A 13,681-nucleotide genomic window follows, 5' to 3' on the forward strand; every position below is an offset into this window, starting at 1 on the left:
CGTGGCGACAGCTCAGTTCGCAGCCGGTGAACTGGCGGCCGCGGCGGCCGCTTCGGTGGTGCGGGCCCCCAGGCGCGTCTTCAAGGATGCGAAGTAGGCCTGCGACTCGGCATCGGCCCAGGCCTGCGCGTACTGCTGCTGCAGGCGTGCCATGTCGCCGGTGGCCGGGTCGCGCGGCAGCACCTTCAGCAGGCGGACCACCGCGTAGCCCTGCGCGCCCAGGTCGACCCCTTCGACCGCCGGCAGCTTGTCGGCGTTCGCCCGCAGCGTGGCATCGACCACCTCGCGCGGCAGGTCGCGCGTCTGTGCCCGCGAGATGGTCAGCGTCGCGCCCGGGAGCGCCGTTTCCGGCGCCTTGCTCAGCTCGGCCAGACGCGCCTCGCCTACCTTGCGCGCCAGCGCGGCGGCCTGCTCGGCGGCGACCCGGTCGCGCACCTGCGCCTTCACCTCGGCCAGGGCGCGCTGGCGCGCCGGCTCGTGCTTGACGATGCGGCCCGAGACCATCTGGTTCGGGCCCGTCTCGACGGCCTCGGTATTGCGCTTGTTGCGCACCGCCTCGTTGCCGAACAGCGCATCGAGGAACTTCGTGCTCGCCAGCGGACCGGTGGCGCCCGGCTGCGGCGCGCGCTTCACGGCGCTGGCCGTGCGCAGTTCGAGCTTGAACTTGTCGGCCGCCGGCTTGAGGCTGTCGGACTGTTCGTACACCGTGTTGGTGAACTCCACCGCCACCTCGGAGAACTTGCGCTGCGCGAGCTGCTTGCGGATCTCGTCCTCGATGCCGGCGCGCACCTCCTCATAGCTCTTCTTGTCGCCGCCGCGCGCCGCGGTCACCTGGATGATGTGGAAGCCGAAGTCGCTTTCCACCACACCGCTGATCTCGCCCGGCTTCAGGCCGAAGGCGGCGTCCTCGAAGGGCTTGACCATCGCGCCGCGTCCGAAGAAGTCGAGGTCGCCGCCGCGTTCCTTCGACCCGGGGTCGTCGCTGTTCTTGCGCGCCAGCTCGGCGAACGAACCCGGGGCCTTCTTCACCTCGGCGAGCAGCTTCTCGGCCTTCTCGCGCGCCTTCGCGCGCTCGGCCTCGGGCAGGCTCTTCTCGGCCTTGACCAGGATGTGGCTGGCGCGGCGCTCGGCCGGCGTGCTGTAGCGCGCCTCGTTCTCCGTGTAGTACTTCTTCAGGTCCTCCTCGGGGACCTTGATGTCCTTCTTCAGTGCCTCCAGGTCGAGCACCAGGTACTCGATGTCGGCCTGCTCGGGCGCCTCGAACTCGGCAGCATGGACCGGGTTCTTGTAGTAGGCCTCGATGTCGGCATCGCTCGGGCTGACCTTGGCGAGGTAGTCCTTGGGCTCGAAGCGCTGCAGCTGGATCTCGCGTTGCTGCAGCAGCGCGTCGAGCGCCGTGCCACTGCTGCCGGCCGGTCCGACTGCGGTGGCCGTGATGCCCTGCAGCACCTGGCGCATCGACAGCTCCTGGCGCAGCCGCTGCGCGAACTGCACCGACGACATGCCCTGCGCCGCCAGGAACTCCTTGCTGACGCTGCCGTCCGCGTTGCGAAGCTGGGCGAACTGCGGGTCGGTCGCGAAGATGCGCTGCAGCCGGTCGTCGGTGGTCACGAGGTGCAGCTTGTCGGCCGCCGCGAGCATGGTGCGCTCGCGCACCAGGCCGTCAAGCACCTGCAGGCGCATCTCCGGCGTGTCGAGGAACTTAGGATCCAGGCCCGGCATCTGGCGCCGCAGCCGCTCCACCTGGTCACGCTGCGCGGCGTCCCACTCGGCCCTGGTGATGTCGTGGCCGTCGACCTTGGCCACCGCCGTCGCCTCGCCGCCGGTAAAGCGCGAGTAGCCCTGGATGCCGAAGAACACGAACGACGGGAAGATCAGCAGCACCAGCACGAATTGCAGCAGCCGGGTGTGCTTGCGGACGAAATCGAACATTGCCGGAGGCCTCGGGGAATGCGGGGTCCAGATGCGACAAAGGCGAACCGGGGTTCGCCTTGTGTTTTCTGGGTCGGGCGGGATTCTAGCGCACGGCCTGCGTGCTGCCGGCGGCTCCCGGCCGGGCCGGAGGGTGGTGGGTGCTGAGGGGTTCGAACCCCCGACCTACGCCTTGTAAGGGCGCCGCTCTGCCAGCTGAGCTAAGCACCCGATGGATGGGACCGGATCAGTTCAGCGCGTCGCGCAGCGCCTTGCCCGGGCGGAACTTGGGCACCTTGGCGGCCTTGATCTTGATGGTGGCGCCGGTGCGGGGGTTGCGTCCGCTGCGCGCGGCGCGCTTGCTGACGCTGAAGGTGCCGAAGCCGACCAGCGAGACGCTGTTGTTCTTCCTCAGCGTCGCCTTCACACCGCTGATCATGGCCTCCAGCGCGCGTGTGGCCGCGGCCTTGGAGATGTCTGCCTGTCGTGCGATGTGCTCGATCAATTCCGACTTGTTCACGTGTCTACCCCCTCTCAAAAGGTGTCTCGAAGGAATTCGGTTGGGTGCATCGGACTGCATCCGTCCCGGTGCAGCCGGCTCGGTTCATTACAGCCCTGCCCCCTGCCACTGTCAAGCGCGGAGCGCGATTCTATGCGCAATCATTTGCATCCGACGTCGCACATCGGGCACGCAGCAGGCACTGCAGTGTGCACTGCAGCGCGGCATGAAAGTATCAGCGCACGACCAGTGCGACGCCAGTCACCGTCATCGCCATGCCCAGCAGCATGGTGCCGGTGAAGGCCTCGCCGAACAGCAGCCAGGCGAGCAGCGCGGTGCACGGCGGCACGAGGTAGAGCAGGCTCGTGACCTGCGTCGCCGCACCGCGCTGGATCAGCAGGTACAGCAGCGAGCTGCCGCCCAGCGTCAGCGCGAGCACCGACCAGGCCAGCGCGCCGATCAGCTCCGGATGCCAGGTGATCGGCTCGGTCTCGAGCAAGGCCAGCGGCAGCGTGGCGGCGAACGCGGCCAGCAGTTGCACCAGGTTGGCCATCCGCACGTCGGCCACGCGCACATGGGCCTTCTGGTACAGCGTACCGACGGTGATGCTCAGCAAGGCGAAGAGGGCCAGCGCGACGTTCAGCGGCGTGACCTCGCCCGCGCCGAGCTTGCGCCAGACCACCAGGGCCAGGCCGCCGAGCCCGAGCACCAGGCCGAGCCACTGGCGCGCGCTCACCGCCCGCGCGTCGCCGTGGCTCGCGCGCATGCTCAGCCACACGGCGGTCAGCACCGGCTGCAGGCCCACCAGCAGCGCGACGGTGCCGGCGCCGATGCCGTGCTTGACCGCGGCCCACACACCGCCCAGGTAGCCGGCATGCATCAGCACGCCGCTGACCGACAGGTGCAGCCACTCGGAGCGTGCCGGCCAGGCCGGGCGCAGCACCACAAGCCAGGCACCGAAGCACAGCACCGAGAGCGCGTAGCGCAGCGCCAGGAAGGACAGCGGCGGCGCATGCGGCATCGCGTAGCGCGCGACGATGAAGCCGGTGCTCCAGATCAGCACGAACACCCAGGGCATGGCCCGCAGCGGGGCCGAGGTCGGCACCGACAAGCTCAACGCACCTTGGCCCGGATCTCGGGCAGCGCCTTCTGCAGGTAGTACACCATCGACCAGATCGTCAGCACGGCTGCCACGTAGATCAGCAGCGTGCCCCACCAGTGGGTGTCGATCACGCCGAACAGGTGGCCGTCGAACAGCAGGAACGGGATCGCGACCATCTGCACCGTGGTCTTCACCTTGCCGAGCATGTGCACGGCCACGCTGCGCGAGGCGCCGATCTGCGCCATCCACTCGCGCAGCGCCGAGATCGCGATCTCGCGCCCGATGATCACCAGCGCCACCAGCGCGTGCAGCCGGTTCAGGTGCACCAGCACCAGCAGCGCGGCGCAGACCAGGAACTTGTCGGCCACCGGATCGAGGAAGGCGCCGAACGAGGAGGTCAGGTTCATGCGCCGCGCCAGCCAGCCGTCGGCCCAGTCGGTCAGGGCGACGACGACGAACAGCACGGTGGCCAGCAGGTTCTGCAGCCCCGGCTCGAGCTGCAGGTAGAACACCCCGACGATCAGCGGAATCGCGACGATGCGCGCCCAGGTCAGCAGGGTCGGGAGATTGAAGAACATCGGCCGGATTGTGCCGAAGTTCTTCCCCGCGTCCGATCGCGGGGATGCTGGGCTACAGCTGGCCCTCGGTCAGGGTGTCGAGCTGGAAGCGCCCGCTCTTGTCGACCAGCCAGGTGTCGGTGTACTTGACCGTGCCGAGCCGCGCCGGTGCCGGCAGCGGCGAGGCCTGGCGGATCATCTCGCGCACGCGCGCCGTGACCTCGGGCGCGTGGCTCGGCGTGCGCAGCATGTTGACGGCGCGCACGTTGCCGTTCGAATCGAGCTCGGTCTCGACGACCACGATCGCGTACAGCAGCGGCGGCAGCTTGCCCTTGAAGATGCGGTCCGGGTAGGTGGCGTAGATGGCCCGGGCACCGTCCACGCGGTAGGCCCGTGCGTCGCCGGCCTGCGAGACCTTTGGATTGGTGATGCGCGGCGCGGCCGCCGGTGCAGGTGCCGGCGCCGGAGCCCGCGCCACCGGGGCGGCCGGCGCCGGTGCCGGTGGCGGCGAGGCGCAGCCGGCCAGCCCGGCGCCGATGACCAATCCGAGCGCGACGCGCCGATCAATGCAATGCACGATAGATTTCCTCCGCCAGTTCCTTCGAGATGCCGTCGACGCTGGCCAGATCGTCGACGCTCGCATGCCCCACCCCGCGCACGCCGCCGAAGCGCTGCAGCAGCTTGGCGCGCTTGCGCGGGCCCACCCCCGGGATGTCCTCCAGCCGGCTGCCGCCGGTGCGCACGCTGGCGCGCTTGGCTCGCATGCCGGTGATCGCGAAGCGGTGCGCCTCGTCGCGGATCTGCGCCACCAGCATCAACGCCGCCGACTCGCGGCCGAGCGCCACCTTGGGCCGGCCGTCGGCGAACACCAGTTCCTCGAGGCCCACCTTGCGGCCCTCGCCCTTCTCGACGCCGACGATCAGCCCGAGGTCGAGGCCGAGTTCCTCGAACACCTCGCGCGCCATCGCGACCTGGCCGCGCCCGCCGTCCACCAGCACCAGGTCGGGCAGCCGGGCGTGGCCGCCTGCGGCGCCTTCGGCCAGCTTGGCATAGCGCCGCGTCAGCACCTGGCGCATCGCGGCGTAGTCGTCGCCGCCGGTGATGCCCTCGATGTTGAAGCGCCGGTACTGTGAACTCTGCATGCGGTGGTTCTCGAACACGACACACGATGCCTGGGTGGCTTCACCGGCGGTGTGACTGATGTCGAAACACTCGATGCGAAAGGTGTCGAGATCCTGCACGGCGAGGTCCAGAGCGTCGACCAGTGCACGAGTGCGCTCGCGCTGCGAGCCTTCCTCGGCCAGCAGCTGGGCCAGCTTCAGGCGCGCGCCCTCCTCGCACATGTCGAGCCAGGCGCGCCGCTGGCCGCGCGGCTGGTGCTGCGCGCCCACCTTGACGCCCCCGGCCGCGGACAGCGCCTCCAGCAGCGCCGGGTCGACCGCGTGGCTCGTGATCAGCAGCGGCGGCGCGGCGCCGTCGAGGTAGTGCTGGGCGATGAAGGCCTCGAGCACCTGCAGCTCCGGCGTGCGCTCCTCGCCGAACTCGGCCGCTGCGTCGACATGGGCCGGGAAGTAGGGCCGGTCGCCGAGGTGGCGGCCGCCGCGCACCATCGCCAGGTTGACGCAGGCCCGCCCGCCCTCGACGCGTGCGGCCAGGATGTCGGCATCCTTGGTCGTCACGCCGCTGTTGTCCTCCACCGCCTGGCGGTGCAGCACGCGCGAGAGCGCGCCGATCTGGTCACGGATCTCGGCCGCCTTCTCGTACTGCAGCGCCTCGGCGCGGGCCATCATCTGCGCCTGCAGCGCGTCCATCACCTCCTGCTCGCCGCCGCGCAGGAAGCGCTCGGCGTTGGCCACGTCGCGGGCGTAGTCGTCCGCGTCGATCAGGTTCACGCAGGGCCCCGAACAGCGCTTGATCTGGTAGAGCAGGCAGGGCCGCGTGCGGTTCGTGAACACGGTGTCCTCGCAGGTGCGCAGGCGGAACACCTTCTGCAGCAGCTGGATCGACTCCTTCACCGCCCAGGCGCTCGGGTACGGGCCGAAGTAGCGGTGCTTCTGGTCCACCGCGCCGCGGTAGTAGGCGATGCGCGGGAAGCGGTGCGAGACGATCTTCAGGTAGGGGTAGCTCTTGTCGTCGCGGAACAGGATGTTGTAGCGCGGCTGCAGCGTCTTGATCAGGTTGTTCTCGAGCAGCAGCGCCTCGGCCTCGGTGCGCACCACCGTGGTCTCGAGCCGCGCGATCTTCTCGACCATCAACCCGATGCGCGCATCGGCATGGGTCTTGTGGAAGTAGCTCGAGACGCGCTTCTTCAGGTCACGTGCCTTGCCGACGTACAGCACCTGACCGGCGGCGTCGAAGTAGCGGTAGACGCCCGGCCGCGATGGCAGCGCCGCCACCTCCTCGAGCAGGCGCTGGCGCAGGTCGCTGGGGGGCGGGTCGACCGGGAGTTCGTCCATCGGCGCGGATTATCGAGCCGGGATAATCGGCCGCATGCTGTGGGACCTGTACTGCCGCGTGGTCGACAACCACGGCGACCTCGGCGTGTGCTGGCGCCTCGCGGCCGACCTGGCCGGGCGCGGCGAATCGGTGCGGCTGTGGGTCGACGACGCCACGGCGCTGGCCTGGATGGCGCCGCAGGGCTCGCCCGGCGTGCAGGTGCACGCCTGGGACGAGGCCATCGCCGGCGCAGCGCCGGGCGACGTGGTGATCGAGGCCTTCGGCTGCGAGCTGCCCGAGGCCGTCGTCGCCGCGCTGGCCGCACGGCAACCCGCGCCGGTCTGGATCAACCTCGAGTACCTGAGCGCCGAGCCCTATGTCGAGCGCTCGCACCGGCTGCCCTCGCCGCAGCGCAACGGTCTGACCAAGTGGTTCTTCTACCCGGGCTTCACGCCGGCCACCGGCGGGCTGCTGCGCGAGCCGGGCTTGCTGCAGCGGCAAGCCTGCTTCGACGGTGACGCGTGGCTGGCCGACCACGGCTGGCCGCGTGCGCCCGGCGAGCGGGTCGTCAGCCTGTTCTGCTACGACGGTGCGCCGCTGCCGGCGCTGCTCGAGGCGCTGGGCGACCGCCCCACCCTGCTGCTGGCCACGCCCGGCCCGGCCACCACGCTGCTGCAGGAGCGCCGGCACAGCGGGGCGCTGCGGGCCGTCACGCTGCCCTGGCTGACGCAGACCGACTACGACCGGCTGCTGTGGAGCTGCGACCTCAACCTGGTGCGCGGCGAGGATTCGTTCGTGCGCGCCCAATGGGCCGGGCGGCCGTTCGTCTGGCACATCTACCCGCAGCACGACGCCGCGCACCGCGCCAAGCTGGCCGCCTTCCTGGATCGTTTCCTGGCCGGCGCCGACGCCGCGCTGGCCGGCGCCTGCCGGACGCTGCATGACGCCTGGAACGACGCCGTCCCGGCCCTCGTGCTGCCGGAGTTCGAGGCCTGGCGAGCCCAGGTCCTGCGCTGGCGCGACGGACTGCTCGCGCAGGACGACCTGACGGGCCAGCTTTTCAGGTTCGTGGCCGAAAAACGCTAGAATTGCGGGCTTTGCGCGGACTGGCTCACGAGTGCCTTCGGGGCCCCACGCCGCGCCCGGGCGGCGCCACCTCCCCGACCCAACGCCGCCTCGCTCCACGGGTAACACGGAAGTCACCATGAAGATCGCACAGGAAATCCGCGCCGGCAACGTGATCATGCAGGGCAAGGACCCGATGGTCGTGCTCAAGACCGAGTACAGCCGCGGCGGCCGCAACGCCGCCACGGTGCGCATGAAGCTGAAGAACCTGCTCAACAGCTCGGGCACGGAAGTCGTCTTCAAGGCCGACGACAAGATGGACCAGATCGTGCTCGACAAGAAGGAGTGCACCTACTCCTACTTCGCCGACCCGATGTACGTGTTCATGGACGCCGACTACAACCAGTTCGAGGTCGAGGCCGAGAACATGGGCGACGCCATCAGCTACCTGGAAGACGGCATGCCCGTCGAGGTGGTGTTCTACGACGGCAAGGCGATCTCGGTCGAACTGCCCACCACCGTGGTGCGCGAGATCCAGACCGAACCCGCCGTCAAGGGCGACACCTCCGGCAAGGTGATGAAGCCGGCTCGCCTGGTCGGCACGGGCTTCGAGATCTCGGTGCCCCTGTTCGTCGAGAACGGCGACAAGGTCGAGATCGACACCCGCACGCACGAGTACCGCAAGCGCGTATAACGCCGCAGCGCGGGCCACGACAAGGGCGCCTCGACAGGCGCCCTTTCTCTTTCATCAACGCCATGCCGTTCGACTTCGCCGCCGTCGCCGTACCGTTTCGCATGCAGCCGGGGCTGCGGCGCCTGCCGCCGGGCGCGGTGCAGCTCACGCCCAATCGGCCCGGCGATGCGGCGCTCGTGGCCAAGCTGCGGGTGCTGCACCACCACGCCGGCGAGGCGCTGCTGCAGGTGCCCGGGTTCGATGCGGCGCCGATGCTGGCGCGGCTCGAGGCGCATGCCGCGCAGGAGCATCCGCAGGCCCTCGCGGGCAACGCGCAGGAACTGGCCGCGCCGCTGTTGGGCTGGTCGGTGCGCGGCGAGGCGGTGCATGGCGACGGCGATCCATCCATCGGCGCAGTGCTGCAGGCGCTCCCCCCGCCCTGGCGCCGCGCCGGCCTGCTGGCGCTGGCGTTCGCCGAAGACTTCGCCATCCTCGACGGCGCCGGCGCGACCATCCCCTGGCTCGCGGTCTGCCTGCCCTCGCACTGGTCACCGCGGCAGAAGGTCGGCCGCCACTTCGCCGAGGTGCATGCGCCGGTGGCCGACAACCGCGTGCTGCTGGCCGCGAGCGACCATCTCGCACGCCTCGTGACCGGCGCGGAACGCTGGGAGCGCTTCGTCTGGACCGTCTCGAGCGACGGTGCGCTCGACCACCACCCGGCGCGCACGGTGCTGCCGCCCTGGCCGGCGGATGCGGATGCCGGGGCGCTGGCTGCGCGGGCCTGGTTCCGCACCGAACGGCAGACCTTCATTCCCGCCCCCGAGCTCGGCCAGGCGGTGTTCACGATCCATGTCGAGGCGCGCCCGCTCGCCGAGGCGATCAGCACGGCCGAGCAGGCCGCGCGGCTGCACGAGGCGATCGCCAGCATGAGCGCGGCGGTGCTGGCCTACCGCGGGCTGACCGACGCCCGCGAACGCCTGCTCGCCTGGCTCGCCGCGCAGCGATGAAGTCGCGGCCGCTGCAGCCGGCCGTGCCGGAGACGGACGCCCACGGACGGCCGTTCTCGCCGGCACATGGTGATGTCTACCACCCGCACGGCGGCGCACTGGCGCAGGCACGTCATGTGTTCCTGGCCGGCAACGGCCTGCCGCGGCGCTGGCAGGGGCGCGAGCGCTTCGTCGTGCTCGAGACCGGCTTCGGCCTCGGCAACAACTTCCTCGCCCTCTGGCAGGCCTGGCGCAGCGACCCGGCGCGCTGCGAGCGCCTGCACCTGGTCTCGATCGAGATGCATCCGCTGCCGCGCGCCGCGCTGTCGACGCTGCGGCGCGATCCCGAACTGGCCGGCCTCGCGGCGCAGCTGATTGCGGCCTGGCCGCCGCTGGTGCACGGCCTGCACCGGCTGGTCTTCGATGACGGGCGTGTCGAACTGCTGCTGGCCTTCGGCGACGTGCAGGACTGGCTGCCCGAGCTGGTGCTGCAGGTCGACGCGGTGTTCCTGGACGGCTTCGCCCCCGCGCGCAACCCGGCGATGTGGTCGCCCGAGCTGATGCGGCAGATCGCGCGACGCTGCCGCGTCGGCGCGACCGCGGCCACCTGGTCGGCTGCGCGGCCGGTGCGCGAGGCGCTGGCCGCGGCCGGCTTCGCGGTCGAGCGCGGCGCCGGCATCGGCGGCAAGCGCGACATCACGCAGGCGGTCTACGCACCGGTCCATGTCGAGACCCGGCTGCCGCCGGGCCGCCCGGCACCGCGCGCGGTGGAGCGCGAGGCCGTGATCGTCGGCGGCGGGCTGGCGGGCTGTGCCGCGGCCTTTGCGTTGGCGCAGCACGGCTGGCGCAGCACGCTGCTCGACCGGCACCCGGTGCCGGCCTGCGAAGGCTCGGGCAACCCCGCTGGCCTGTTCCACGGCACGCTGCACGGCGAGGATGGGGTGCACGCGCGCTGGAACCGCGCCGCCGCGCTGGAGGCGCAGCGCGCCGTCGCCCACGCGATCGAGACACAGGGCGTGCCGGGGTCGGCGCAGGGCCTGCTGCGGCTCGAAGCGACGCTCGCCCCGTCCGCGATGCAGGCGCTGCTCGATGCCCAGGGCCTGCCGTCCGACTATGTGCAGGTGCTCGACCGTGCGCAGGCGGCGGCGCGGGCCGGCCTCGACCTGCCGGCCGCGGCGTGGTTCTATCCCGGCGGCGGCTGGGTCGCACCGGCGCGCCTCGCCGCCGCCTTGCTCACGCAGGCGGGCGAGGCGGTCCGCTGGTGCGGCGGCGTCGCCGTCGACCGGCTCGAGCGCCACGGCAACCGCTGGCACCTGCTCGACGCGCAGGGCACGACACTCGCCGAGAGCGGCACGGTGGTGCTGGCCAACGCGCACGACGCGCTTCGGCTGGCCGGCAGCACGCTCATCGCGCTCGACTCGCTGCGCGGCCAGATCTCCGGCCTCGACCTCGCGCGCCTGCCCGAGGAGGCGCGTCTCGGGCCCCGCCTGCCGATCTCGGGCCACGGCTACGTGTTGCCGGCGATCGACGGCCGGCTCTGGTTCGGCGCCACAGCGCAGCGCGGCGACCCGGAACCCGCACTGCGCGAGGCCGACCACCGGCACAACCTGGCGCAGCTTCAGCTGCTGAGCGGCCGGCCGCTGCCGATCGAGGCCGCCGCGTGCACGGGGCGCGTCGGCTGGCGCTGCACGGCGCCGGACCGGCTGCCGCTGATCGGTGCCTGGCCGGACGAAGCCCTCGGCATCGGCCCGCTGCAGCCGCGTGCCGTGCCACGCCTGCCGGGCCTGTTCGCGTTCACCGGTCTGGGCTCGCGTGGCCTCACCTGGATGGCGCTGGGCGCCCGCGTGCTGGCCGGCTGGGTGTGCGGCTCCCCGGCGCCGGTGGAGGCCAGCCTGCTCGACGCGGTCGATCCGGCGCGCTTCCTTTCGCGCGCGGCGCGGCGCGAACGCTCGCTCAGCCCCCCTCGGGGCGGGCCGGCGCGGGGCTAGCGGCCGGCGCATCCGGCGCGTCGCCGCCGGACGCGGCTTCGCCGCCGCCCGGGCCGGACTTGCGCTCGGCCTTCTCGCGCGCCTTCTCTTCCTTCTTCTGCTTCTTGGCCAGTTCGCGCTGGCGCTTCTCGTACTGGTAATTCGGCTTGGCCATGGACCGTCCTCTTGTTGCGCCGCCCCGAGGTTACGCGTTTTCCGGGCGGTTATTCAGAAGTTGAGCGTGCGCACGCCGGCCGGCGTGCCGAGCAGGCAGGTGCCGGCGCGGTGGCGCGCGAAGATGCCCACGGTCACCACGCCGGGCCACTGGTTGATCTCCTGCTCCAGCCCCAACGGGTCGGTGATGGCCAAGCCGCGCACGTCGAGGATGCAGCAGCCGTTGTCGGTGACCACGCCGTCGCGCAGCCCCGCGTCGCCGCCGATCGCCGCGAAGCGGCGCGCCACCTGCGCGGTGGCCATCGGGATCACCTCCACCGGCAGCGGGAAGCGCCCGAGCGTGCGCACCAGCTTGGATTCGTCGGCGATGCAGACGAAGCGCTCCGCCAGGTCGGCGACGATCTTCTCGCGCGTCAACGCGGCGCCGCCGCCCTTGATCATGAAGCCGCGGTGGTCGATCTCGTCGGCGCCGTCCACGTAGACCGGCACCCGCTCGACGCTGTTGCTGTCCAGCACCGCGATGCCGTGCGCCTGCAGGCGCTGGGTGCTCTTCTCGCTGCTGGAGATCGCGCCGGCGATCCGGTCCTTCATCGTCGCCAGCGCGTCGATGAAGCAGTTCACCGTCGAGCCGGTGCCCACGCCCACCACGGTGCCGGGTTGCACGTAGGCCAGCGCGGCCTGGCCCACGAGGGCCTTGAGTTCGTCCTGGGTCATGGCAGCGGGTACGCGGCGGTGGTTTGAGAGAATCCGGCGATTATCCAAGAGCCTCCCGCATGGCCCTGCTGCCCTACGCCCTCGCCCGCCCGTTCCTCTTCGGCCTCGATCCCGAGCAGGCCCATGACCTCACCCTCGCCACCCTCGAGCGCCTGCAGCACACGCCGCTGCGCTGCGGATTCGCGCAGGAGCGTGTGGACGACCCGGTGACGCTGGCCGGCCTGCGCTTCCCGAACCGCATCGGCCTGGCCGCCGGGCTGGACAAGAACGGCCGCTGCATCGACGCCTTCGGTGCGATGGGCTTCGGCTTCGTCGAGGTCGGCACCGTCACGCCGAAGGCGCAGCCGGGCAACCCCAGGCCGCGCATGTTCCGCCTGCCCGAGGCGAATGCGCTGATCAACCGGCTCGGCTTCAACAACGACGGGCTCGAGGCCTTCCTCGCCAACGTGAAACGCGCACGCTTCCGATCGGGCGGCGGCATCCTCGGCCTGAACATCGGCAAGAACGCCGCCACGCCGATCGAGCGTGCGGCCGACGACTACCTGGCCTGCCTGGACGGTGTCTACCCGCACGCCGACTACGTGACGGTCAACATCTCGAGCCCGAACACGAAGAACCTGCGCGAGCTGCAGAGCGACGCGGCCCTCGATGCGCTGCTCGGTGCGATCGGCGGCCGCCAGGCGCAGCTGGCCGCGATGCACGCCCGCCGCGTGCCGGTGTTCGTGAAGATCGCGCCCGACCTCGACGAGGCGCAGGTGCAGGTGATCGCCGCCTCGCTGCGCAAGAACGGCATCGACGGCGTGATCGCCACCAACACCACGATCGCCCGCGAGGCGGTGAAGCACCTGCCGCACGGCGAGGAGGCCGGCGGACTCTCGGGCGCGCCGGTGTTCGAGGCCAGCAACCGGGTGATCCGGCTGCTGCGTGCGGCGCTCGGGCCGGGCTACCCGATCATCGGCGTGGGCGGCGTGATGAGTGGTGCCGACGCGCGCGCCAAGCGCGACGCCGGCGCCGACCTGGTGCAGCTCTACACCGGCTTCATCTACCGGGGGCCGCCGCTGGTGACCGAGGCGGCGCGCGCGCTGAAGCAGCCCTAGCGCGGCGCCGAGGTCTGCTGCACGCCGCTGGACCGGTTGGTCAGGCGGATCCGGCCGTCGTCGATGTCGGCCTGGAGGTCGAAGTCGAGTCGCTGTCCGACGGTGAACGGCAGGCCGCTGCCGGCCGACTCGATGTCCAGCGTCAGCCGTGGTCCCTGCAGCCGGGCGCGGCCTGCGGCCGCGGCCCCGTCCGCCAGCAAGCTGAAGGGCAGCCGGTGGGCGCTGCCGTCGGCCGAGGCCGGGCCGAACGCCAGCGTGGTGCGGGTGTGGTCGAGCGCCGGATCGAACACCGCGCCGTAGCTGAAGTCGGTGAAGACGAAGGACTGCGACTCGATGTCGTCGATGGTCGGATCGCGCGGGACGAACTCGTCCCAGTAATCGCCGCCGCCGCAGGCGGAAAGCAGCACGCTGGACAGGATGGCGGCGAGGACGGCACGACGCGGGGCACGGAAGCGGAGCATGGGAACGGGTCGGAGGTTGGACACGCGCCGATGGTCGAC

The 13,681-nt window shown here is 71.3% G+C and carries 14 protein-coding genes and 1 tRNA gene; 5 read left to right on the forward strand and 10 right to left on the reverse strand.

The window, feature by feature from the left end; translation table 11 throughout:
* Window positions 1-12: 12 nt before the first annotated feature.
* The 7 genes from D9C15_RS23965 to uvrC form a co-directional block, all read right to left on the reverse strand.
* On the reverse strand, window positions 13-1,932 hold the full coding sequence (locus D9C15_RS23965) for a SurA N-terminal domain-containing protein (protein WP_128000991.1): 1,920 nt from the start codon (window positions 1,930-1,932) through the stop codon (window positions 13-15).
* Between the two features lie 134 nt (window positions 1,933-2,066).
* Window positions 2,067-2,142: transfer RNA gene (locus D9C15_RS23970), tRNA-Val, on the reverse strand.
* 16 nt (window positions 2,143-2,158) lie between these two features.
* Window positions 2,159-2,431 carry an HU family DNA-binding protein gene (locus D9C15_RS23975; protein ID WP_128000992.1) on the reverse strand — a complete coding sequence of 91 codons (273 nt, stop codon included), beginning with the start codon at window positions 2,429-2,431 and terminating at the stop codon, window positions 2,159-2,161.
* Between the two features lie 214 nt (window positions 2,432-2,645).
* Window positions 2,646-3,488, reverse strand: a complete 843-nt coding sequence (locus tag D9C15_RS23980; RefSeq protein WP_128001108.1) for a DMT family transporter — start codon at window positions 3,486-3,488, stop codon at window positions 2,646-2,648.
* Between the two features lie 35 nt (window positions 3,489-3,523).
* Window positions 3,524-4,090 (reverse strand): CDP-diacylglycerol--glycerol-3-phosphate 3-phosphatidyltransferase, encoded by a 567-nt coding sequence (pgsA, locus tag D9C15_RS23985; RefSeq protein ID WP_128000993.1) that lies wholly within the window; start codon window positions 4,088-4,090, stop codon window positions 3,524-3,526.
* 52 nt (window positions 4,091-4,142) lie between these two features.
* Window positions 4,143-4,646 carry a hypothetical protein gene (locus tag D9C15_RS23990; RefSeq protein WP_310734491.1) on the reverse strand — a complete coding sequence of 168 codons (504 nt, stop codon included), beginning with the start codon at window positions 4,644-4,646 and terminating at the stop codon, window positions 4,143-4,145.
* Window positions 4,633-6,525: an excinuclease ABC subunit UvrC gene (gene uvrC / locus D9C15_RS23995; RefSeq protein ID WP_128000994.1), complete on the reverse strand. Its 1,893-nt coding sequence runs from the start codon at window positions 6,523-6,525 to the stop codon at window positions 4,633-4,635. The genes D9C15_RS23990 and uvrC overlap by 14 nt, the downstream gene beginning before the upstream one ends.
* A gap of 34 nt (window positions 6,526-6,559) precedes the next feature.
* Here uvrC and earP point away from each other — a divergent pair, with 34 nt between their 5' ends.
* The 4 genes from earP to mnmC all read left to right on the forward strand — a co-directional run bounded on the left by earP (window position 6,560) and on the right by mnmC (window position 11,217).
* Window positions 6,560-7,591, forward strand: coding sequence for an elongation factor P maturation arginine rhamnosyltransferase EarP (gene earP, locus D9C15_RS24000; protein ID WP_128000995.1), 1,032 nt, complete (start codon window positions 6,560-6,562; stop codon window positions 7,589-7,591).
* Between the two features lie 118 nt (window positions 7,592-7,709).
* On the forward strand, window positions 7,710-8,264 hold the full coding sequence (gene efp, locus D9C15_RS24005; RefSeq protein ID WP_128000996.1) for an elongation factor P: 555 nt from the start codon (window positions 7,710-7,712) through the stop codon (window positions 8,262-8,264).
* 62 nt (window positions 8,265-8,326) lie between these two features.
* Entirely contained in the window at window positions 8,327-9,250 is a 924-nt protein-coding gene (locus tag D9C15_RS24010) for a heme-dependent oxidative N-demethylase subunit alpha family protein (RefSeq protein ID WP_128000997.1), read from the forward strand.
* Window positions 9,247-11,217 (forward strand): bifunctional tRNA (5-methylaminomethyl-2-thiouridine)(34)-methyltransferase MnmC2/FAD-dependent 5-carboxymethylaminomethyl-2-thiouridine(34) oxidoreductase MnmC1, encoded by a 1,971-nt coding sequence (gene mnmC / locus D9C15_RS24015; RefSeq protein WP_128000998.1) that lies wholly within the window; start codon window positions 9,247-9,249, stop codon window positions 11,215-11,217. Before D9C15_RS24010 ends, mnmC begins: the two co-directional genes overlap by 4 nt.
* On the opposite strand, the gene D9C15_RS24020 is transcribed toward mnmC, so the two are convergent.
* Window positions 11,183-11,371 (reverse strand): hypothetical protein, encoded by a 189-nt coding sequence (locus D9C15_RS24020; RefSeq protein ID WP_128000999.1) that lies wholly within the window; start codon window positions 11,369-11,371, stop codon window positions 11,183-11,185. The two genes, mnmC and D9C15_RS24020, sit on opposite strands and share 35 nt — an antisense overlap.
* Before the next feature lie 53 nt (window positions 11,372-11,424).
* Window positions 11,425-12,084 carry a ribose-5-phosphate isomerase RpiA gene (gene rpiA / locus D9C15_RS24025; protein WP_128001000.1) on the reverse strand — a complete coding sequence of 220 codons (660 nt, stop codon included), beginning with the start codon at window positions 12,082-12,084 and terminating at the stop codon, window positions 11,425-11,427.
* Between the two features lie 59 nt (window positions 12,085-12,143).
* On the opposite strand from rpiA, the gene D9C15_RS24030 reads away from it, so the two are divergent.
* Entirely contained in the window at window positions 12,144-13,181 is a 1,038-nt protein-coding gene (locus D9C15_RS24030; RefSeq protein ID WP_128001001.1) for a quinone-dependent dihydroorotate dehydrogenase, read from the forward strand.
* On the opposite strand, the gene D9C15_RS24035 is transcribed toward D9C15_RS24030, so the two are convergent.
* Complete coding sequence (locus D9C15_RS24035; protein ID WP_128001002.1) at window positions 13,178-13,642, reverse strand: hypothetical protein; 465 nt, start codon at window positions 13,640-13,642, stop codon at window positions 13,178-13,180. The genes D9C15_RS24030 and D9C15_RS24035 overlap by 4 nt on opposite strands.
* Window positions 13,643-13,681: the final 39 nt, after the last annotated feature.

The sequence above is a fragment of the Piscinibacter defluvii genome, assembly GCF_004011805.1.
Lineage (GTDB): Bacteria > Pseudomonadota > Gammaproteobacteria > Burkholderiales > Burkholderiaceae_C > Piscinibacter > Piscinibacter defluvii.